General features: G+C 61.5%; 17 protein-coding genes and 1 other annotated feature. Of the genes, 8 read left to right on the top strand and 9 right to left on the bottom strand.

All coding sequences use genetic code 11. The annotated features are described in order from the left end of the window. Positions 1-23: 23 nt before the first annotated feature. A complete protein-coding gene (locus tag WS66_RS05385; protein ID WP_059600613.1) occupies positions 24-722 on the top strand; it encodes a fumarylacetoacetate hydrolase family protein in 699 nt (232 codons plus the stop codon). A 144-nt stretch (positions 723-866) separates the two neighbouring features. Here WS66_RS05385 and WS66_RS05380 read toward each other — a convergent pair whose 3' ends face one another. The 5 genes from WS66_RS05380 to WS66_RS33555 all read right to left on the bottom strand — a co-directional run bounded on the left by WS66_RS05380 (position 867) and on the right by WS66_RS33555 (position 7745). Beyond that, positions 867-2168 carry an NRAMP family divalent metal transporter gene (locus WS66_RS05380; RefSeq protein ID WP_059600588.1) on the bottom strand — a complete coding sequence of 434 codons (1302 nt, stop codon included), beginning with the start codon at positions 2166-2168 and terminating at the stop codon, positions 867-869. A gap of 12 nt (positions 2169-2180) precedes the next feature. Continuing rightward, a complete protein-coding gene (locus WS66_RS05375) occupies positions 2181-3002 on the bottom strand; it encodes a universal stress protein (RefSeq protein WP_059600589.1) in 822 nt (273 codons plus the stop codon). Positions 3003-3483: 481 nt separating this feature from the next. Continuing rightward, entirely contained in the window at positions 3484-3885 is a 402-nt protein-coding gene (locus tag WS66_RS05370) for a hypothetical protein (RefSeq protein ID WP_059600590.1), read from the bottom strand. A 636-nt stretch (positions 3886-4521) separates the two neighbouring features. Then, positions 4522-6858 (bottom strand): DEAD/DEAH box helicase family protein, encoded by a 2337-nt coding sequence (locus tag WS66_RS05365; protein ID WP_159086518.1) that lies wholly within the window; start codon positions 6856-6858, stop codon positions 4522-4524. Then, a complete protein-coding gene (locus WS66_RS33555; protein WP_159086517.1) occupies positions 6855-7745 on the bottom strand; it encodes a hypothetical protein in 891 nt (296 codons plus the stop codon). The genes WS66_RS05365 and WS66_RS33555 overlap by 4 nt, the downstream gene beginning before the upstream one ends. Here WS66_RS33555 and WS66_RS05360 point away from each other — a divergent pair. Then, positions 7738-8975, top strand: a protein-coding gene (locus WS66_RS05360; protein ID WP_108064622.1) for an IS3 family transposase whose coding sequence is annotated in 2 segments (ribosomal slippage) — positions 7738-8029 and positions 8029-8975 — 1239 coding nt in all. Because the reading frame shifts where the segments join, the coding sequence is not laid out codon by codon here. The two genes, WS66_RS33555 and WS66_RS05360, sit on opposite strands and share 8 nt — an antisense overlap. After that, positions 8019-8135 (top strand) — a sequence feature (AL1L pseudoknot). (Overlaps the previous gene by 117 nt.) Positions 8976-9275: 300 nt before the next feature. Here WS66_RS05360 and WS66_RS05355 read toward each other — a convergent pair. From WS66_RS05355 to WS66_RS05345, 3 genes are all read right to left on the bottom strand, one after another. After that, positions 9276-9575 carry an ArsR/SmtB family transcription factor gene (locus WS66_RS05355; protein ID WP_082728813.1) on the bottom strand — a complete coding sequence of 100 codons (300 nt, stop codon included), beginning with the start codon at positions 9573-9575 and terminating at the stop codon, positions 9276-9278. Positions 9576-9714: 139 nt separating this feature from the next. After that, entirely contained in the window at positions 9715-11580 is a 1866-nt protein-coding gene (ilvB, locus tag WS66_RS05350) for a biosynthetic-type acetolactate synthase large subunit (protein WP_082728814.1), read from the bottom strand. Positions 11581-11948: 368 nt separating this feature from the next. Beyond that, entirely contained in the window at positions 11949-12518 is a 570-nt protein-coding gene (locus WS66_RS05345) for a DJ-1/PfpI family protein (RefSeq protein WP_059599027.1), read from the bottom strand. Between the two features lie 514 nt (positions 12519-13032). Between WS66_RS05345 and WS66_RS05340 the strand changes: the two genes are divergently transcribed. Both WS66_RS05340 and mug read left to right on the top strand, forming a co-directional pair. Further along, the gene (locus WS66_RS05340; protein WP_059599028.1) at positions 13033-14064 is read left to right on the top strand and encodes a GlxA family transcriptional regulator; all 1032 of its coding nucleotides are present in this window, start codon (positions 13033-13035) and stop codon (positions 14062-14064) included. Further along, positions 14061-14591 (top strand): G/U mismatch-specific DNA glycosylase, encoded by a 531-nt coding sequence (gene mug / locus WS66_RS05335; RefSeq protein ID WP_059599029.1) that lies wholly within the window; start codon positions 14061-14063, stop codon positions 14589-14591. Before WS66_RS05340 ends, mug begins: the two co-directional genes overlap by 4 nt. On the opposite strand, the gene WS66_RS05330 is transcribed toward mug, so the two are convergent. Then, a complete protein-coding gene (locus WS66_RS05330; protein WP_059599030.1) occupies positions 14552-15484 on the bottom strand; it encodes a LysR family transcriptional regulator in 933 nt (310 codons plus the stop codon). The two genes, mug and WS66_RS05330, sit on opposite strands and share 40 nt — an antisense overlap. Before the next feature lie 430 nt (positions 15485-15914). Between WS66_RS05330 and WS66_RS05325 the strand changes: the two genes are divergently transcribed. The 4 genes from WS66_RS05325 to WS66_RS05310 are packed head-to-tail and all read left to right on the top strand — an operon-like array spanning position 15915 to position 20902. Then, positions 15915-16601 carry an antibiotic biosynthesis monooxygenase family protein gene (locus tag WS66_RS05325; RefSeq protein ID WP_059599031.1) on the top strand — a complete coding sequence of 229 codons (687 nt, stop codon included), beginning with the start codon at positions 15915-15917 and terminating at the stop codon, positions 16599-16601. Between the two features lie 52 nt (positions 16602-16653). Then, positions 16654-18279: an MFS transporter gene (locus tag WS66_RS05320; protein WP_059599032.1), complete on the top strand. Its 1626-nt coding sequence runs from the start codon at positions 16654-16656 to the stop codon at positions 18277-18279. An 11-nt stretch (positions 18280-18290) separates the two neighbouring features. Further along, positions 18291-19367, top strand: coding sequence for an HlyD family secretion protein (locus tag WS66_RS05315; RefSeq protein WP_059599038.1), 1077 nt, complete (start codon positions 18291-18293; stop codon positions 19365-19367). After that, complete coding sequence (locus WS66_RS05310; RefSeq protein ID WP_059599033.1) at positions 19364-20902, top strand: efflux transporter outer membrane subunit; 1539 nt, start codon at positions 19364-19366, stop codon at positions 20900-20902. Before WS66_RS05315 ends, WS66_RS05310 begins: the two co-directional genes overlap by 4 nt. The last annotated feature ends 38 nt before the right edge of the window (positions 20903-20940 follow it).

The raw sequence follows: 20940 nt of genomic DNA, 5'->3' as shown, positions 1-20940 counted from the left end.
TTTTCATCGAACGAGGCCATCCGATGTCCGCATACGTCATCGACGCTTCCGAGCGTCCTTCCGTCGAAGTCGAACAGTCGTCCGCGCGCTTTCCGGTGCGCCGCGTCTTCTGCGTCGGCCGCAACTACGCCGACCACGCGCGCGAAATGGGCGCCGATCCCGACCGCGAACCGCCGTTCTTCTTCACGAAGCCGGCCGACGCGATCGTCCCGGCCGCCGGCACCGTCCCCTATCCGCCGCTGACCGGCAACCTCCATCACGAAATCGAGCTGGTCGTCGCGATCGGCAAGGACGGCCGGTCGATCGACCCGGCCGACGCGCTGTCGCACGTGTGGGGTTACGGCGTCGGCGTCGACCTCACGCGCCGCGACCTGCAGGCCGAGGCGAAGAAGCTGAGCCGGCCGTGGGACTGGGCAAAGGGCTTCGATGCGTCGGGTCCCGTGACCGCGTTGCGCGCGGCGACTGCGACCGGCCACCCGGCAAGCGGCCGGATCTGGCTCGCGGTCAACGGCGAAACGCGCCAGCAAGGCGATCTCGCGGACATGATCTGGGCCGTGCCGGACGTGATCGCGTACGTGTCGCGCTCGGTCGAGCTGAAGGCCGGCGACCTGATCTTCACCGGCACGCCGGCCGGTGTCGGCGCGCTGCAGCCGGGCGACCGCGTGACGGGTGGCGTCGACGGCGTGGCGACGTTCGAGTTCGTGATGGGGGCCAAGCCGTAAGGCATCGTGCGGGCGCACGTGACGCGCCGTGACGCGCCGTCCGTCCGACGGCCGTCGCGTCGCATCGTGCCGCTCCTGGCCGATCCGGCTCGCGTGCTGGCGAAAGCCGATGGTCGCAACGTGAACCGAACGTTCACCGCATGGTCAGCCAGGGATGAACATTGCCACGGCCGCCGCCCCCATGATCGCGGTCGCAATCCAGCCAAGGACAATCAGCGGCCGACTCGCCGTGAAAGCGCCCATGACCGATTTCTTCGAGACAAGGATGATGATGACGACCATCAGCGGTACGGCGACCACTCCGTTGATCACCGCGCTCCAGAATAAGGCCTTCATCGGACTGATTGGCGAATACTGGATTCCGAGTCCGGCAAGCACGCTGACGGCGATGATCCCGTAGAACCCGCGCGCATCGCCCACCTTGCGTTCGAGCCCCTCCTTCCAGTCCATCACCTCGGACAGGGCGTACGCGCCGGAACCCGCCAGCACCGGCACACCGATCAGCCCCACGCCGAGAATACCGAGCGCGAAAAGCATGTACGCAAAGTCGCCGGCGAGCGGCCGCAGTGCGCTAGCTGCCTGCGCCGCCGTGTTGATGTCGGTGACGCCAGCCACATGGAGGGTGACGGCGGTCGCAAGAATGATGAAGTAGGCGGCGACGTCGGAGTACAGCATGCCGCTCCACGTATCCCACCGGATACGTCGAAGTTCCGCGTCGGCGACACGCGCGTCGCTTACCAGCGGCGCACTGCCGCGGTTCGCCTGCATGTCCTCGACTTCTTCGGAGGCCTGCCAGAAAAACAGGTATGGGCTGATGGTCGTGCCAAAGACACCGACCACCACGGCGGCGGCGCTGGCATTGGGTGTGAACCTGGGCCAGACGGTGCGCAGTGCAACCTGCCCCCACGGAACATGAACCGTAAAGAGAACCGCCGCGTAAGCGAGCAGGGAGACGGTGAGCCACTTCAGGAAGAAGACGTAGCGATGGTAGGGAACGAACATCTGCAGCAGAAGCGTCCCGAACACGAAGAACGCCGTCATGAGGTGACGATCGACACCGGAGACGAGCTCCGCAACCTCGCCCATGGCAGCAACGTCGGCAGCAATGTTGAGCGTGTTGGCAACCAGCAGCAGCAGCACGACGCTCCTCAGCACGCTCGGCGGGAAGGCGGTCTTGATGTTGGCCGCGAGCCCTTTTCCAGTGACCCTGCCAAGGTTCGCGCACATCGATTGAACCGCCGCCATCAACGGGTACGCCAGCGGCATCGTCCAAAGCATGTTCAGCCCGAATTGGGCACCCGCCTGGGAATAGGTGGCGATCCCGCTGGGGTCATCGTCGGCGACGCCGGTGATCAGCCCCGGCCCGACCCGGGCTAGCGGGTGCTCCTTCAGACGCCCCCAAAGGCCCCGAAAAACGCCCGTGCACTGCAATCCTTTGGCGTCCATCCACTCACCTCGTCAATGGGAAACCAGCACGGGTATCTTCGCCGACAGGAGAATGGACTGAGTGACGCCGCCGAGGATGAACTCCATCCACATGGGATGAGAGTAAGCGCCCATCACCAGCCAGTCGTATGGCCCGTTCTCAATGTGTTCACGCAGTGAACCATGCTCTTCCGTGGAACCGATCCGGAGTACGGCTGAATCGACAGCGACGGCATGTCGGGTCAGGTGGTCCAGGAGACTTTCCGCGTCGTCCTCGCTGCCCTCCGCGGTCGGAGAAACGAACGCGATGATCCGCACCGACCGCGACAGCCGCAGCAGCGGCAAGGCATCGTGGACGGCCCTCACGGATTCACGGCTGCCATCCCAGGCAACGGCGGCCCTGACCAGTGACGGTGTTGCCGCGGCAGGCACAACCAGGACCGGGCGACCGCATCGGACGGCAACCGAGTGGGCGATCGGCAAGGGATGCGTTTCGGGCGAGCCTTGCCATTCGTCCTGGCCAATGATGACGAGGTCCGCGTAGCGGGCTCGGTCGCTGATGCCTTTGGCTACGTCGCCTTTCGCTTCGAACCAGCATGCATCAGCAAGGCGCGCCACGGCTTCTTCCCTGAAGGCCACCGTTGCCGCGGTGCTGTCCTGTGCCAGCTTCGCGGAGAGATATGCAGTGACTTCCGCCACGCGGGTCGGTTTGTACAGAGGCGGGACCTCCACCGGCGGGGTCACGTGTATTCCGCTCAGTCGCGCACCGACGCTTATTGCCAAGTCGACGGCGAATTGCACCCTGCGCCGCCCCGACTCGCTCCCGTCTACGTGCACCAGCACATCGCGCAGCATGTCCAGTCTCCCGATTGCTACCCGGCCCAAGCCGAGGCGGCGGCGCGCCGCTGCGCGGGCAGACGCCAGCGTCGGTCACGGCGCATGGCAGCCTCAAAAACGAGCGATTCCGCTTCGCACATTAAACGTGGCACATCGCATGCGAGCTTTGATGCAGATCACGTTACGTCCCGCATCGAGTCAGGCACTGCGGAACAGTCGCTGTCTTGGCGAATACCGTTGATTGCCGGGCGGTACAAATGGCTTCGCGTCACCGGCACACCGACGTTCCCGGCGCGGCCCGCGATCATCGCACCTGGGACGCGAAGCTGACGCCCGCCAATTTCGTCGGACCGGCTCGAGCTGGCCGCACGCTGACGCTGGGGCATGTCACAGACGCGAACTCCCGTTGTCCTTACGCAGTCTCCCGATCATGAAGCGTAGCCACACCGGGAAGCCTTTTGCCGTTCGGCCGGGAGGGCTCAGAAAGTCACCGGATACGCTATCCGAACACTCGAGCCCACACCGCCCGAAGGCGTCGCGCGCGGTCTTCGAAGAGATATGAGGCCGCCAGTGTCAAGAGACCTGAAATTGCCCCCGTCACGATGTGCTCGACATAGGGGATACGGTAGTGACTCGTGTGCGAGTAGGCGTCGCCTAGCGTTGTCAGCAAGCCAACGATCAGCGCATTGCCGTATCGATGCGCGTAGAGTTTTGACGCAGGCGTGAAAGTCAAAAGTACGGCCAGAAGCCCGGTAAGCAGACCTGTATGCAATGCAATCGTCCAGTGGGCAACGCTCGTAATACTGCCCCAGCTCCCCGGCATGCAGGTCATGCACGCACTGGTCGGCTGCCAGAAACGCTGGATAAATAGCCTTGCACGGTGCTTCCATTCGATTGACATGATGCATTCCCATCAATGCCGTCGTCGCGGCCGACGCCATCGCACGCATCGTTGAAGGAGTTTCCAAACCCTTTGATGAGCTTGCCACCCTCGTCACGGATGGTTGACGGCGCGCCGCAGAGGCCGAGCAATAACCTGGACATGGGGGAATACTACTCCACGATCAGACGGCCGCTGTTTCGACCGGGGCCGGCATTCAACGCTTGCGCTTATCGGTGTGATCCCGTCCATGACGGGCATCGAGCGATGCGCTTTCGCGCGAAGTCGGCGTCCGGCATCGACCCACAGCCGCCGGTCACGCTGTCATGGATTCAATGCCAGGTAACCGAGCGTACCGGACATCCAAGTCCGGTTTCTCGGGGGGAGCTGAAGTTCGGCCATTGCTGACGTTGGCCGATGGCTAGCTCAGCCGTCGTTGTTAACGCCTGGCTGACGAAGAACCAAAGCGGGCGGACTTGGTGACCGGCTACTCTATCGCTTCCGATCGGGCGCATTCGAGCATCGAAACGGCCAGCAGTGAAGACTGGAAAGAAGCACTGAGGGGCGATGATGCATAGACCATCGCCTCCAGTCGAGCTTGCCGCACAGTTCGAATAATGGCGCAAAAATCGCCGGCCGCGCCGCCCCTATCACCCCCTATGCGGCCATGTCAAGTAATCCTGCTTGGATTGCATCTTGAAGGACGGCGGATGGGCTTGCACCCGTTGAAAGGGGGATGACAAGCCGAAACCGCGCCCGTGTGATGGTGAGGTAGAGTTCGCGAAGTGTCTGCTGTTCAATCGCAGTAGCAAGTGCATCATTGTTGGATACACGAGGCGGCACCACACCTTGCTCCAGACCGACGGCTACAACGGCGTCGAACTCTTGCCCGCCCACGTAGGCAGGCCTCGTCAATACCACCAGCGGCTGAGTCAATGGCAACCGCACCCCGCGCTCCTCAAGCACCTGCAGGGGCAAGTCCGTCCCGCGCAATGCATTCAGAATTTCGTCCCAGTACTGATCGGCGTGGCAGATTACGCCGATCTGCCGAATATTGGCTTTCCGAAGATCGCGGATCCGCCGCAAAACAAATTTCCCGAGCTTGCTTTCTGCGCCTCCGATCTCGACTTTAGGTCGTGCGACGAGAGGATGTTTCTCATCCTCCATTTTTTCCGCGATTCCGGTGAAGTCAGGGAAATCCGTTCCGAAAAGATCCGTGCTTCGTTGAATAATAAAAAAAGCCAATCTAACGATATCTCGAGTCGACCGGTGAACCGACGACAAATTTTCGCTAGTCATGCCTGCAATTCCTAAAGCGGCAAAACCAGCACTAGATTGACCGTAAATATCTTGAGCCTCATCGAGAGCCAGCACTATCGGAACATGCTGAGCTCTGCCGTTTGTTAAGAACGGAAAAACTCTTCGCTCGTTTTCGTTGAATAATTGCGCCTCATCAACAAAAACATAGTCATACCCCAAATCCTTTCGCTTCAACTCCCAGATCGGAGTGCGCAGCCTTCCCAAGAGCGACAGAGCGATGTCATCCGTGTCAAGCACTTGGAGGCCTTCGAATACGGTAGAACGGTAACGCTCAAACACGTAGAACATGAAGAGTCGTTCGCTTGCGTCGAGCAATCCATGCAGACGGCTCAACTGCTGCTCGGACTCTACGTATCGACGCTTGTCATTCTCAAGCCCGTGTCCCTTGATTGCACTTGAGATTTCGGCCATTGCGAGCTTCGCAAAGGGACGAATTAAATCTGGCTCGCGTTTAATTTCGGATAAAAGCGTACTATCCCGCACGACGCCTTCCATATCAAGAAACGCCTGCTCAATCGCGACATTCAACTCCTTGAACTGAAACTCCTTCGCGACCTCTGCGTCCGGATCAATGATCGACGTGAACTCCAGTCCTAGCTGCTGAAGGCCATAATCCGTGAGCGTCATGACATCGATTATTCTATTTTCAGCTCTCATGTCGGAGCCGTTTTCGAGGACGTCAAATCTTTCTTTGACCTTCGCGGCCATGGCGGAGTTATGCGCAATGTAAAGAACACGTACAGAAGCGTTCTTTTTTCTAGCTATATCAAGGCGCTTCAGCGCGAGCAACTGCATAAGCAACGTTTTGCCTGACCCACCCGGACCCACGATTCTCAAGGGATGCAGATCGATTGCAGTTGAATTCAGGATTCGACGCTGATTACTCGAAAGTGGACTTCCGGCGTCGAGCCATTGCTCATAATTCAATCCAATTGACTTAACCAAATCGATGCCGGAAAAAGATCGATCCGACGCATTGACTTCAACGTCGGCATATTCGTTCCAGTGACTTCCCTCCATCCAAGTGAACGTCGACAGCGCGTCAATTACACCTTTCAGCTCATTCAGATCAGTTACGGGGACGCGACGGGACGCGACTAAGATGTCGGACACGTCCCGGTAGAGATCGTTGATCCGGGTGAACTCCTGTTCTGCCGACTCCGATAGTCTGTTGAAGTCATGCATGGGACCAACGCAAGCGAATGCCCTGTTGCCAGTGCTCGCTGCATCAATGTTCCGCTCGACGAAGCCCACGCTATATTGACGCGCGGTAGACCCACGTCCAGCTAAGCAAGTGTGTGTGCCATTGGCGTAGGACCGATGGATGAAAGCTCCGTCGATCCGATAACCGCGCAGACGCTGGTTCAGCACGTACAAGCAGCGCTCAAAGACTTCCCGCGATATTTCAGGTCGACTGCCCAGTCCGACAGTTGAATCCAACCTCACAAAGCCCCAAGCCTCAGCGCCAGTGCCGCCAAGATAGTCGACATTCCAGAACGCTATTACTTCACCGTTTGCCGTACCCGCCAAACGGACAGGGCCGTGTGAAAATTCTCGACCTACCAAATGCTTGCAAGCCGTTGGATTTAGTACGAACTGCACGAGTTCATCGACCACCGTCGGCTTGCTCAACAACCAATCTGCCGTTGGTTGGGTGATTGCGAGATATTTCATTTTTGGAATCCCAGGTCAGTGATGTAGTTTCCGACTGTGGTCTGCGTAAAGTCAGGCGATCCGACTCTCACGTGCATGGCAGCGTACCTAGTAAGGAGATCGGCAAAGAAACCGCTTTTCAGTAATGCACGTTTCATGGGACGTGTCTCGGCGAATGCCGCTGCCGCTGGAACCTTTTTAGCAACTCTTGCTACTGCGGAATGCCAATCGCGAGTTCCGACCTCCTGAGCCTCATCGAAAAGCTCTACGGGAGCTGTAATTGGATATCGGAAAAGAACCAGCGAATGATGCTCAATGGCAGACCATTCGGTTGGTTGGCCGTCTTTTGGGAGAAAATGTAGATCTATTGCGTGGGAATTCTTTATTAGATTTTCGCAAAGAATTTTTGCAGACTTTGGCCCAAGAGCGTCGCATACCGTTTGGGCCCCGCACTCGGACAACTCTCCATCGTGGATCTTCTTCAGTATCTCAAGACACGCAGTCGCCTTGCACGCTGAGGCCTTCTCTTTTGCACCCGTTTTCTGCCCTGATTTAATCTCGTGAAGCCTCATTTCCACTCGAATCATCGCTTCCATTGACGGAAGTGAGAAGCGACCGTTCGAGATAGGCAACTCATCGATCTGCAAAGAAGAAAGTTGCCCACGCAACTCTCGCATAACTATCGGCAAGAAAGCACTCGTGGAAAAATAACTACCCAAACTAACGATTGGCAAATATGTAATTGTTTCGACCTTGCCCTGTGCAAGGTCACAGGGAGGCGTAATTACAATCCCTGCGCGACGGCGCATCCCAAGTAGCCCATAGGTCGGTAGGTTGACCCAAATGTCCCTGAACCGCACCGGATTTTGTGGAGGCTCGTATTCTTGAGAGAATCGAGTCATGAACAAGAAGGCAAGCAAATTTTCCCCGGAAGTGCGGGAGCGCGCAGTGCGTCTGGTACGCGAACAGCGTAGCGAACACCCGTCGATGTGGGCAGCGGTCGAATCGATTGCGCCGATGATCGGCTGTACGCCGCAGACGCTGCTGGATTGGGTCAAACGCGACGAGGTCGACCGCGGGGAGCGCGATGGCGTGAGCACGGCCGAGCGTGAACGCATCAAGGCCCTGGAACGCGAGGTCAAGGAACTGCGCCGGACCAACGAGATTCTCAAGCTGGCGAGCGCGTTTTTCGCCCAGGCGGAGCTCGACCGCCGTTTCAAGTCCTGAAGGCCTTCATTGATCAGCATCGCGACACCTTCGGGGTCGAGCCGATCTGCAAGGTCTTGCGGATTGCCCCGTCGGGCTACCGACGCCATGCTGCGCAGCTTCGCGATCCGTCCAAACGCTGCGCCCGCGCCAAACGCGATGAGCTTCTGCAGCCGGAGATCAAGCGTGTCTGGCAGGCCAACATGCAGGTCTATGGCGTGCCGAAGGTCTGGAAGCAGATGAACCGTGAGGGCATCTTGGTCGCACGCTGCACGGTCGGGCGGTTGATGAAGCTGCAGGGCTTGCGAGGCGCAGTTCGCGGCAAGCGAGTTCGCACGACGACTCCCGATTCGAGCGCGCCGTGCCCGCTGGATCGGGTGAACCGGCAGTTCAAGGCTGAGCGACCGAATCAGCTTTGGGTGTCGGATTTCACCTACGTCTCGACATGGCGGGGCTGGCTTTACGTGGCGTTCGTCATCGACGTGTTCGCCCGTCGTATCGTTGGCTGGCGCGTCAGTTCGTCGATGACCACGGACTTTGTTCTGGATGCACTTGAACAGGCGCTGTACGCTCGCCAACCGGGTGACGACGGGACATTGATACATCACTCCGATAGAGGGGCGCAATATGTCAGCATTCGGTACAGCGAACGGCTGGCTGAGGCCGGCATCGAGCCGTCGGTCGGCAGCCGGGGCGACAGCTACGACAATGCGCTGGCCGAAACGATCAATGGCCTGTACAAGACGGAACTGATTCATCGGCGCGCCCCTTGGAAAACGAGGGAATCCGTCGAACTGGCAACGCTGCAATGGGTGGCCTGGTACAACCATCATCGGTTGATGGAACCGCTCGGCTATATCCCGCCCGCTGAGGCTGAGGCAAACTACTACAGGCAACTCAGAAATGCCGCTGACTTGCCTGCATTAACTTAAACCAACCGGCCTCCACGATTCCCGGCGCGGTTCAGTACACGAGTGTCAGCAAAGGCCGAATTGCGCGCTTAGCTCGTCCGTCAGGTTCCAGAGTAATGCAGCCGTTCCAACGGCGGGCTTCCCGGCTCGCTGAACGGCCGCACTTGGCCGAACGCGGCCGTCCGCCGCCCTGCGACGCGCGACCGACGCAGATCGACCCGAAGCGGATCTTCAGTGTACTTGCCTGGAAAGTCCGCAAACAGATGTATAAGAGCCGCCGACGTTAGACACTCGTCTGTCCGCGATGCACCAACGATCTCGTCAAAGATGCAAGTAGACATGCTTGCCGAACGCGCGTATTACCTCTTCATTACGAGACACAAAAATCCACTGACCCACTCGGTTCGAAACGAGAAGCCCGGCGTCAATCAACGTCGCGATATGTGCAGATACCGTAGACTGCGATAGACCGCTACGTGCATGGATCGCATTCGACGGCACGCCATGACGAAAGTCGACGACTCCTCTCGCGAATCCTCGATCCGGCGTTTTCAGCCACGCCAGAATTTCGCGCCTCAAGGGGTTTGCGAGCGCCTTATGAATCAGATTTTCGTCAATCATGATGTTCGACCAGGATCGGGATAGAAGTCGGCGATATGAAGCAAGGCGGGGGGGGCTGGCATACGATATGCTCCGCCCCGACCGCTCTGCTTCACGTTCGTGCACGCGTTAGGTGCCGCAGCGCCAGAGTGCAGCAGCATCAGAACATATCGGTCCGGTTCGGGGGGCCTTCGTGGTGCGCTCCACGCTCGATGCCCGCTCGGGCCGCGATAAAGGGCCCCGTGACCATCGTCGAATAGCTTTGACCCGGCCCGACCATTGGAAATACATCGGCATCCGGGTCGATCCTTACATCGAGGAAGGCTGGCCCCTCAAACTCAATGAATGCCCTAAGCTTCGCCTCCAATTCACTGATCGTATCGACGCGGCAAGCGAATTCGAATCCATCGGCCCGAGCCGCCATCACGAAGTCTTTTCGATGAAGCGCCTTGTCGCTCACGAACATCCGTCCATCAAAGAAGAGCCGCTGCCACTGCCGGATCATCCCGTCGCCGCAGTTGTTGAGAAGCAGCACCTTCACGGGCACACCATACGTACTCGCCGTCTCGAGTTCGCCGACATTCATCCGGATGCTGCCGTCACCGTCGATATCGATTACCAGGGCATCCGGCCTCGCCAACTGCGCACCGATCGCAGCCGGTAGCCCGAAGCCCATCGTGCCCATGCAGCCCGATGTGAGGAAGCTGCGCGGCTCGACGAAATCGAAATACTGAGCGGCCCACATCTGATGCTGGCCTACTCCAGTCGTGACGATCGCGCGCCCGCCCGTCATCTCGCTGAGTTTCTCGATCACGTACTGTGGCTGAATCGCTGACTTGTTCCGGTCGAAATTCATCCCGTGGCGGCGCTTGAGTTCCGCGACTCGATCTAGCCAGTCCGCGGAGCTTTGCACGATCCGGTCATGCGTTATCAACGACCGCAACGCGTCCTTCGCATTGCCGATGTGACTCCACTGCGCCCGCTTGACCTTGTTGATTTCCGCCTCGTCGATGTCGATGTGAGCCACATGCCGTGCGCGTGGCGCGAATCGATCAGGGCGGCCGCCCACGACCCGATCGTCGAACCGGGCACCCACTGCGATCAGGAAATCGCAGTCTTCGACCGCGTAGTTCGCGCAGGCGGTGCCATGCATGCCGAGCATGCCGAGCCCCAGCTCATATCGTGCGGGTATCGCACCGATGCCCATCAGCGTGGTCACGACGGGGATCCTGTAGCGCTCGGAAAACCGCAGCAGCTCGCCTGCCGCTTCCGCTGCGACAATGCCGCCGCCCGCATAGAGCAGCGGGCGCCGGCTCTGCGCCAGCAGGTCGAAGAATGCCGCACGCTTGTCGTCGTCCAGACGGGCGCCTTTTGCCACCATTCGAAGTCGATCCGAGTACCCGCGAAACTGCAATGTACCGTGGCCGAGATAAGGTCCCACCCAGTTCTGAACGTCCTTAGGCACGTCGACGACCACCGGTCCCGGACGGCCGGTGCGAGCGATTTCGAATGCGCTTCGCAGCGTCTGCTCCAGCTTCGCCGGATCGGTGACGAGAAATACCTGCTTTGCGCACGCCGACATGATGTTGAAGACCGGCGCTTCCTGAAACGCATCGGTGCCGACCATCGCGCGCGGAACCTGTCCGCAGATCAGGACGACGGGAACCGAATCCCCGTTGCAGTCGGCGATCGGCGTGACCGCATTCGTCGCGCCCGGGCCGGACGTCACCATGAACACGCCCACTTTTCCGCTGGCACGCGCGTAGCCGGCGGCCATGAAGCCTGCAGCCTGCTCGTTCGCAGGAACGACGAACCGGATCTGGCGCTTGGGCCTTGCCTTGTGCAATTCGTTGAAACGAAACACGGCGTCGTATGTGGGCAGGATTGCACCGCCGCTGTATCCAAACAGCGTATCGACGCCCTGTTCGGCGAGCACCCGCAGGATGATGTCCGCGCCGGACATCAGTTCGCCGGCGTGAGCAGGTGGCGGAAGAATCTGCGACGTAACAGCGGGATTCCGGGACATGGCTGCCTCGTAGGGAAATGGGCGCCGACCGCGTCGGCGACCGATGACGATGAATGATTTGCCTTCCAACTCGAGAACAGCGTGCGTTCCAAACCCGTTCACGGACGATCGTTCCAACGAACTCGTTGTATCAGGCCCGACTCATCGCGCACGTTCGTGCGCGCACACGTGAAAGAATTGCGAAGGAGTCAAGATCATTCTGCCAACGATCGAAGCCGTCGGTGCGCGGATGAACCGCGCTTGCAGGCCAAAATGAGCGTTTTCCGGGCCACGGCGGGTTGCGACGCGATGCGCCTGCTCATCGACGCGATGTCCCGGACCGAGCGCGCGTGACCGATGGCACCCGCTCGTCCGCCACTTCAGTGCGGTTACGCCAACAATCTTCTGGCAATGCGCTCGACGACGCGCTGGCCCAGATCCTCGCCGACGAGCGCCAGGGCAACGCGAATGCCGGCGTGCACGCCGTCCGCCGAATAGACGTTGCCGTCCTTCACGCAATGCTGGCCGGCGACGACGTTCACCTGCGAATGCTCGTCGGCAAGACGCTGTCCGCCGCCCGGATGCGTGACCAGCCAGCGACGATCGGCAAGGCCGGCACGTGCGAGCAGAAACGCTCCGTTGGATACCGTCGCGAGCTTCCGCACGTGACATCCGGTTTCGTGAAGCCAGTCCACGAGCGCACGATGCTCTCGCTCCGGACCGTCGAACGGAGAACCGGGTATCACGACGATGTCGAATGATGCGGCCGCGTCCGCCAGGCACGCTGTCGTGCCCACCGCGGTTCCGTTCGAACAGACGACGGGCCCGGGCACCGGTCCGACGAGGTGCTGTTCGTAGACGATCCGGCCGCACCGGCGATTCGCTTCCTGAAAAACATCCATTGGACCGCTTGCCTCGAGCAGCCGAAAGCCGGCATACAGCATGATTCCGACATCCATGACACATTCCTCCGCAAACGTATTCCGGGCGAGGCCACGCTTTCGACGCCGATACCGGTCGCAGACGGGCCGCGTCGTTCCTTCGAAACAGCGGCGCCACGTGACGCGTTGCGAGCGATACGACGATTCGGTTCCGTGCCCATCTACGGCGGCGTCGTTGCCTCGCGCGTTGCCGAACCCAGTCTAGTCAGGCGGAGCGGGAGCGGAAACCCGGACATGCAACCTTGCGCGGCCAATCGCGGCGAGATTTCGGCCACGTCGCGTCGCCGGTTTCGGCGCCCGACACACGGCTGCCGCTCCACAAACGTCGGAGCACGCCGGCACGGCTTACATTCAGCCTTCTTCCTGCGCCGCAAAAGTCAATTACCGGACCGTGTGTCCACGCGGTCCGTCCGTTGCGGTAATCTGGCGCAACGCTCGTCACCAGGTCGCCGCGCCGGCTCGAAACGCGATGCAGCAGTCGCGGTACGTGGTGCCTCCGCGCGAGCGGGCTCTTATTTGCTGAAGGTCAGGAATGAAAGTCGCCATTGTCGTCTTCGATGGTGTGCAGGCGTTGGATGTCGCAGGCCCACTGGACGTATTTGCGGAAGCCAACACGTATCTTCCTGTTCATCAGAGGTATGAGGTTTCCCTCGTCGGAAAGAGGGCCGGCACCGTGACGTGTTCGAACGGAATGCAGTTGTCCGTTCAGTTCGGCTTCGGGGATCTCGACGCGCAATATGACCTGATACTGGTCGCGGGCGGCCCGCAATTGCCGGACGCCTGCCCCTCCGGCGACGTCCTCGGCTGGCTGCAGTGCCAGGCACGGGGCGCGACGCGATTCGGCTCCGTGTGCAACGGAACGTTTCTGCTCGGCCATGCGGGCCTGATCGACGGCAAGGCCGTGACGACGCACTGGGCGGTTGCAGCGCGCCTCGCAAACGAGTTTCCGCTGGCCAGCGTAAAACCCGACAGCATCTTCATCCGGGACGGGCGACTGTTTACGTCCGCCGGCGTGACGGCAGGCATCGATCTTTGCCTGTCATTCGTATCGGAAGACTGGGGACACGAGATGGCCGTACGCATCGCGAAGCAACTGGTCGTCTATATTCAGCGCGAAGGCGGGCAGTCGCAGTACAGTCCGTTCATTTCGGCCGGCAAGGACGAGGACCCGATCATCGGCAAGGTCCACCAGTACGTGACCGACCACATCGCCGATACGCTGTCGATCGAGCAGCTCGCGAGCGCCGTGTCGGTGAGCCGCCGGACCTTCTCGCGGCTGTTCGCCAAGCATGCAAAGGTGACGCCGTCCGCGTTCGTCGAACAGATTCGCGTCGATACCGCGAGGACATTGCTCGAAACGTCGGATGCACCGCTCAAGACCGTCGCGTTCAAATGCGGCTTCCACAGTGCCACGCACATGCGCGCGACGTTCGCGCGGCGGCTCAACGTCACGCCGCAACAGTACCGGCAACGGTTCAGGAGCACGGCCGATTCGAATCGGCACGCGCAGGCCGGTGCGGGAGACGCGGCCGGTTCGCATTCGCAACGGCAATTGCATCCGTGAGTCACGCCAATCCGGTTCAGCCGCTCTCGGACATTCTCGAACGCGGGTTGTCGGTGATCTTTTGCGGCATCAACCCAGGGCTCGGTTCGGCCTCGGCGGGCCATCATTTCTCGAACGCAAGCAACCGATTCTGGCGCGTCGTTCACCTGGCCGGTTTTTCGCCCGAACGGATTCGTCCCGATGACGATCGCACGCTGCTTCGATATGGTTGCGGGCTCACCACCGCCGTTTCGCGTGCGACGGCCCGTGCCGCCGAATTGTCGCGATCGGAGTTCGAAGCGGCCGCATCGGGATTCGAGCGGAAGATCCAATACCATGCGCCGCGGTACGTCGCGTTTCTCGGCAAGACCGCCCTTGCGGCGATGTCCGGCAAGCGCGACATCCAGTGGGGCGCGCAATCCGATACGTTCGGCGGTGCGCGTGTATGGGTGCTGCCGAATCCGAGCGGCCTGAACCGCGCGTTCGACCTCGATTCGCTGGTGGCCGCCTACCGCGAGCTCCGTGTCGCGATCACGTCCGTGCCCTGAAGTTCTGCATTGTTGCGCAGCGTGTGGGTAACGAAATCCGCGAAGGCCCGGACCTTCCCGCTCGCGCCTCGCCGCTCGACATGGAGCAGGCTTACGGGAATCGGCTCGTGCTCGAACGCCGTCAGGATTGGCCGAAGCCTGCCGTCGCGCACCTCCGGGGCAGCCTGATACGACAAGAGCTGGGTCACGCCCACGCAATCGACGGCAGCCAGAACGGCGGCGGGAACCAGATCGACGATCATCCGCGGCCGAAGTCGAACGGGCACTCGCGAACCGTTGTCGTGAAACACCCACTCGAGCGGAAGCGACACGCCGGTGCATGACACGCAGTCGTGATGGAGCAGGTCGCGCGGATGCGCGGGTTCTCCGTGCGCAGCGAGATAGGCAGGCGCTGCATACGTTCGCCGCCGAACGACACCCAACGGAAGCGCGAATACCGAAGAGTCACCCAAGTGGCCGATCCGGATAGCAATATCGACACCCTCCTCGAGCAGCCGCGTGGTCCGGTCGACATACACGGCGTTGACGTCGACATCGGGATAACGCAATACGAATGCATTCACCAGCGGCGCGATGAATCGCTGGCCGAACAGCACCGGGGCTGAAATGGTCAGCGTGCCCACGGGGTTTTCATGATCCGTGGCGATATTCACCTCCGCGTCCGCGATCACGTCGAGCACCTTGCGGCACGCATCGGCGTACGTCGTGCCGGCATCCGTCGCCCGCACCGAGCGCGTCGTGCGCGCCAGCAGTTGCGTGCCGATTCGGGTTTCGAGCGAATGGACCGCCCGCGAAACCGCTGCCGTCGACAAGCCGAGCTTCTCCGATGCGGCGGTGAAGCTGCCGCGGTCGACGACGGCCACAAAGACTTCCATCTCGCGCAACTTGTCCATTCCGCCTCCCGACGCGGTCGATTGAATCCCTAGGTCGCGATTGTATGCGCGCGATGCTGCACGTCGAGCTTTCACGCGTTCGGGTGACCCAAAAGCGCGTCAGGATGGCCGCAATCGATCCATTTTCATTCGGCATGAAGCAGGCCGATCGTGCCACCCACGGTTCGCCGATGCCAGATCGTTGCGGCCGGACGGCAACAGCGTCTTTCCGGTCGTGCAGGTAATGAAGACGTCCATTGCGGCCGTGGCGCAATTCGCTCACTCATTGGCCCAAAACCGAAACTGCCCGCGCTATGAGAGCGCCACTTCATCTCCGACAATGAACTCCATCACCGCGTGGCCGCGACAGCACGACGATACCGGCCCGCATCAAAGGCGCCGCGCGCATTGCGCATTGCGCCGTATCGCTAACCGAATGAGGGAGTCCGCCATGTTTGCTGCAATGCTTGAAGTCAAGCCGATACCGGAACAGTTCGATGCCTATCTCGGCATGGCGAAGATGCTTCGGCCCGAACTCGAGAAGATCGACGGGTTTGTCGACAACACGCGCTATGGAAGCCTGACCCGGGACGGATGGCTTCTGTCGCTGTCGAGCTGGCGCGACGAGAAGTCGCTGGTGCGCTGGCGAACCTCGACGAAGCACCACACCATTCAGCAGGTCGCGCGCGATCGCATATTTTCCGACTACCAGCTGCGCATCGGCCAGGTCGTGGCCGATACGTGTGTTCCGGCAGGCCAGGTCCTGCAGGAACAGCGCCTCGACGTGACCGAGGTCGGCGCAGGCACGGCCGTCACGCTGCTGGACGCGACGTGCGCGCCGGACTGGCCCAGGCAGGCAGGTCCGCGAGCGGTTGCCGGATGGTTGGGGCTCGACACGCAGGCGCACGGCCTCGTTGCATGGGACGCGTTCGACGCGCTATTGACGCCCGGCGATGTGATCGTCGTCGCGACCTGGCGCGACCAAGCTGCCGCCGCCGCGTTCGAACGCGGAGCGAATCTGCGTTCCGATACGCGCGTTCGGCATATCCGCATCGTGCGGGAGTACGGCATGTTCGATCGCCGGGAAGCGCCGCAGTACTTCGACGAAGCGCGTCGCCATGAACCGGCCGCACGCTGACGGCGTCGCGCCCATGCCGTCATTTCTCCAATCTCAGTAGCCAAGGGATCCTATGAGTTCCGCCAACCCTTCGACGACCGGAACGAGCGAGCCGCTCGGAGTACCCGCACCGGCGCACGCGCCGGTGCGGAGCACGCAGACGCCGGTGCAAACAGGCTCCGGTCACGCTGCATTGTCGCCGCGTGTCGCTATCGGCCTGACCGGAATGCTGTTCGCGTCGTTGCTGGCGATACTCAACGAACAAGTCACCGCAGCGGCGATGGCCGACATTCAAGGCGCACTGTCGATCGGACATGACGACGGGACGTGGCTGACCGCGCTGTTCGAAGCCGCCAACGTGGCGACGATGGTGTTCGCCCCGTGGTTTGGCATGACCTTCACGCTGAAGCGATTCACGATCGGCGCCGTCGTCGCCACGTTGATCTTCGGCATGCTTTGCCCGATCGCGCCGACCCTGCCCGCGCTGTACGTGCTGCGCGTGCTGCAGGGCGTGGCGGGCGGCTGCCTGCCGCCGATGCTGATCATCGTCGCGCTGCGCTATCTGCCGCCCAACGTAAAGTTGTACGGGCTAGCAGGCTACGCGCTGACCGCGACGTTCGGGCCCGCGCTCGGCACGCCGCTGGCTGCGTTGTGGACGGAGTATGTCAGCTGGCGCATGGCCTTTCTTCAGATCGTGCCGCTCGGGATCGGCAGCTGTGTGGCGATTCAGTTCGGCCTTCCGGCCGATCCGCTGAAACTCGAACGGTTCGGTTCGTTCAACTGGATCGGATTCCTCACCGGCTTTCCCGGCGTGGCGATGCTCGTGATCGGTCTTCTGCAAGGCGATCGCCTCGACTGGCTGAATTCCGGCTTCGTCTGCGCGATGTTTTCCGGCGGGGCGCTCCTGCTTGCGGTGTTTTTCGTCAACGAATGGTTTCACCCCCTGCCCTTTTTCAAGCTGCAGATGCTCGGCCGCCGCAACTTCGCGCACGGCCTCCTCACGCTCACGGGCGCTGTGGTTCTGCTGGTCGGCGTTGCTGCGATACCGGGACAGTATCTCGCGAAGGTTCACGCCTACAGAGCGCTGCAGACGGCTCCGCTGTCGCTGCTGGTCGCGCTTCCGCTGCTGATCACGCTGCCGTTGACCGCCGCCGTGCTGAACCTCAGGCAGATCGATCGCCGCTGGGTGCTCGGTATCGGCCTTGTCCTCATGGCAACGACCTGCGCGATGGGCAGCGTGATGACGTCCGAGTGGATTCGCGACAACTTCTACCTGCTTCAGTCGTTACAGATCGCGGCCCAGCCGATGGTGATCCTGTCGATCCTGATGGGCGTGACGACGGGCTTGCCGCCGACCGAGGGCCCGTTCGCGTCGGCCATGTTCAATTCGCTGAAGACGTTCTCCGCCGCTGCGGCGACTGCGCTGATCGAAGGTGTCGGTACCGCTCGCGAACGCTTCCATTCGAACGTGCTGGTGGACCGCCTGGGCAACCACATGGCGATGACGGACCAGAGCATCGACAGCCTTCATGATTTCGGCGAACTTGCGCACCGAGTCCACGAGCAGGCGTTCGTGCTGACGTCGGCCGATCTTTATCGCGTGATGGCGGGCGTCGCCGTTGCACTTCTTTTCCTTGTTCCGGTGTTGCCCGTGCGGATCTATCCGCCGTGGACCATTACGCCGCCTCCTTCCCGTTGATGGACGAAATCATGTCGACCGCCACCCGTTTTCCGTTCAAGACCACTTACGTTGCCGCATCCCTGGTCGCGGCAGGCATGGCCGTATGGGGCTGCGCACGGCTCGTTTCCGCACCCGAAACCGAATCCACAAACGACGCCTACGTGCAAGCCGACTTCACGCTCGTGGCGCCACGCGTCGCCGGCCAGATTTCCGATGTCCTGGTGGACGACAACGAGTCGGTGAAGGCCGGCCAGTTGCTGGTACGCATCGACGATCGCGACTTCCGCGCAGCATTGCTGAGTGCCCAGGCCGATGTGGTCGCGGCCAAGGCGGCCGTGGCCAATTTCGACGCCGAGATCGCACGGCAGCCGTCGCTCGTCGAGCAGGCGCGCGCGACGCTGCGGTCCGACGATGCCAGTATCGCGTTTGCGCGGGCCAATGCATCGCGCTACCAGAATCTCTCGGAAGCTGGTGCAGGGACGGCACAGGAGCAGCAGCATGCTGCGACGACGCTTGCCGAGCAGCTTGCACAGCAAGCGCGCGATCGGGCCGTGTTGACGGCGACCGAGCAGAACCTCGACGTCCTGCGCGCCGGGCGCGACAAGGCGGCAGGGGCACTGGCGCGTGCCGAGGCGGCACTGGAACAAGCGACGCTCAACCTGTCCTATAGCGAGATCCGCGCACCGGTCGACGGCAAGGTCGGGCGACGTTCCGCGCGTGTGGGCGCGTTCGTGACGCCCGGCGCGGCGATTCTCGCGATCGTTCCGCTCCGGGACGCGTATGTCGTGGCCAACTTTCAGGAAAACCAGATTACCAACATGCGGCGCGGTGCCGGCGTACGCATCAAGGTCGACAGCTTTCCGGACGTGGTGATTCGAGGTCACGTGGACGGTCTCGCGCCCGCGACCGGCGTAAGCTTCGCGCCCATCGCGCCCGACAACGCGACGGGCAATTTCACCAAAGTCGTGCAACGCGTACCGGTCAAGATCACGATCGACCGCGGACAGCAGGCAGCGTCCGCACTGAGCGTCGGGCTTTCCGTCGAAGCGGAGGTAGCTGTTGGCAAGCATCGCGATGCGCCGACGGCGGGAGGGAACGGGAAATGAATACGAACGAATTCTCCGTCCGCGAGACTGTACTGGCGATACTCGCGTGTCTCGTGATGGCGGGATGCACGTTGGGTCCGGACTTCGAGCGTCCGAAAACCTCGACCCCCGATGTCTTCAGCCGCACGGAAGCGGCGCAAGCATCGAGCAAGACCGTCGAATCGCAATTCAATGCAGATTGGTGGACGCTCTTCGGCGATCCGGTGCTCGACTCGCTGGAAAAGCAGCTCGCCGACGCGAACCTGGACGTGGCGGTGGCGTCGGCGCGCCTGCGCCAGAGCCGTGCGCAACAGCGGGTCGCCGGTGCCGCGGAACTTCCTTCCATCGTCGGCGCTGCATCGTACGACCGCGAGCGTGGAAGCGAGAACGGGATATTGTCGTTGCTTGGCGTCACGCCGACACAGACGCAACCGCAATCGGCATCGGGAACCTCGCCGGTCGGCGTGGCAGCATTGCCGGGGTCCAAAGGTTCGCCGGCCTACAATCTGTATCAGTCGGGCTTCGACGCGTCGTGGGAGATCGACATCTGGGGCCGGGTTCGACGTGGCGTCGAAGCGGCGACCGCATTGAGCGACGCGTCATACGAGGACCGCAATGCGGTGCTGCTGTCGGTCCGGGCCGAGCTTGCGCGCGACTATATCGAGTTGCGCGATACGCAGTCTCAGCTTCGTATCGCGCGGCAGAACCTCGAGATTGCCCGGGACGCGGTAAACCTCGCGCACGTTCGCGTACGCGAAGGGGTCACGACGGAGCTGGACGTCGCAAATGCGTCAGCACAGGCCGAATCGATTGAAAGCCTGATTCCGACGCTCGAAGCGAAAGGCGAGACGACGATCAACGCGATTGGCGTGTTGCTCGCCCAGGAGCCGGGGGCGCTGCGGCATGCGTTCGGCGAGTCTCGCGACGTTCCGCCGCTCCCCGAGCAGGTGCCGATCGGATTTCCGTCCGAACTCGTGCAGCGCAGACCGGATATCCGGCGAGCGGAGGCACAGGTGCATGCCGCGACGGCGTCGATCGGAATGGCGAAGGCCGACTTCTATCCGCGCATTTCGTTGAACGGCAGCGCGGGATTCCAGAGCCTGCAGCTGTCGAGCCTCGCCAACTGGGCATCGGGCCAGTTCGTGATCGGACCGTCGATTACACTTCCGATCTTCGAGGGCGGGCGTCTCAAGGGAATGCTCCACCTGCGTGAAGCGCAACAACAGGAGGCTGCGATCAACTACCAACGTACCGTACTCGAGGCATGGCGGGAGGTGGACGACGCGCTTGTCGTCTACGCTGCCGAACAGCGCCGGCGCGATCGGCTCGTATCCGTGGTAACGCTGAACCAGCGCGCGCTCGCGATCGCACAGCAACGGTACAAAGCTGGCGCGGTCGATTACCTCGACGTACTGAACGTGCAGAAGCAGCTGGTGGCGGCGCAGAGCAATCTCGAGCAGAGCAAGGCAACCGCCGACACTAACCTCGTCACGCTGTGCAAGGCGCTCGGTGGCGGCTGGGAATCCACATACTCGATTCGGGACGCTGATCGCTGACAAAGCGCTCAGGTGGACAGGTTCCGCTTGTTTTGCCT

It is taken from the genome of Burkholderia sp. LA-2-3-30-S1-D2 (assembly GCF_001523915.2).
In the GTDB taxonomy this organism is placed as follows: domain Bacteria; phylum Pseudomonadota; class Gammaproteobacteria; order Burkholderiales; family Burkholderiaceae; genus Burkholderia; species Burkholderia diffusa.
Note: the sequence above shows the minus strand (reverse complement) of the source record. Positions and strands in the feature narration are given on the sequence as shown.

Coding starts and splice junctions, on each gene's coding strand:
- WS66_RS05385 (WP_059600613.1), top strand. CDS start 24: ATGTCCGCATACGTCATCGACGCTTCCGAGCGTCCTTCCGTCGAAGTC.
- WS66_RS05380 (WP_059600588.1), bottom strand. CDS start 2,168: ATGGACGCCAAAGGATTGCAGTGCACGGGCGTTTTTCGGGGCCTTTGG.
- WS66_RS05375 (WP_059600589.1), bottom strand. CDS start 3,002: ATGCTGCGCGATGTGCTGGTGCACGTAGACGGGAGCGAGTCGGGGCGG.
- WS66_RS05370 (WP_059600590.1), bottom strand. CDS start 3,885: ATGTCAATCGAATGGAAGCACCGTGCAAGGCTATTTATCCAGCGTTTC.
- WS66_RS05365 (WP_159086518.1), bottom strand. CDS start 6,858: ATGAAATATCTCGCAATCACCCAACCAACGGCAGATTGGTTGTTGAGC.
- WS66_RS05355 (WP_082728813.1), bottom strand. CDS start 9,575: ATGATTGACGAAAATCTGATTCATAAGGCGCTCGCAAACCCCTTGAGG.
- ilvB (WP_082728814.1), bottom strand. CDS start 11,580: ATGTCCCGGAATCCCGCTGTTACGTCGCAGATTCTTCCGCCACCTGCT.
- WS66_RS05345 (WP_059599027.1), bottom strand. CDS start 12,518: ATGGATGTCGGAATCATGCTGTATGCCGGCTTTCGGCTGCTCGAGGCA.
- WS66_RS05340 (WP_059599028.1), top strand. CDS start 13,033: ATGAAAGTCGCCATTGTCGTCTTCGATGGTGTGCAGGCGTTGGATGTC.
- WS66_RS05330 (WP_059599030.1), bottom strand. CDS start 15,484: ATGGACAAGTTGCGCGAGATGGAAGTCTTTGTGGCCGTCGTCGACCGC.
- WS66_RS05325 (WP_059599031.1), top strand. CDS start 15,915: ATGTTTGCTGCAATGCTTGAAGTCAAGCCGATACCGGAACAGTTCGAT.
- WS66_RS05320 (WP_059599032.1), top strand. CDS start 16,654: ATGAGTTCCGCCAACCCTTCGACGACCGGAACGAGCGAGCCGCTCGGA.
- WS66_RS05315 (WP_059599038.1), top strand. CDS start 18,291: ATGTCGACCGCCACCCGTTTTCCGTTCAAGACCACTTACGTTGCCGCA.
- WS66_RS05310 (WP_059599033.1), top strand. CDS start 19,364: ATGAATACGAACGAATTCTCCGTCCGCGAGACTGTACTGGCGATACTC.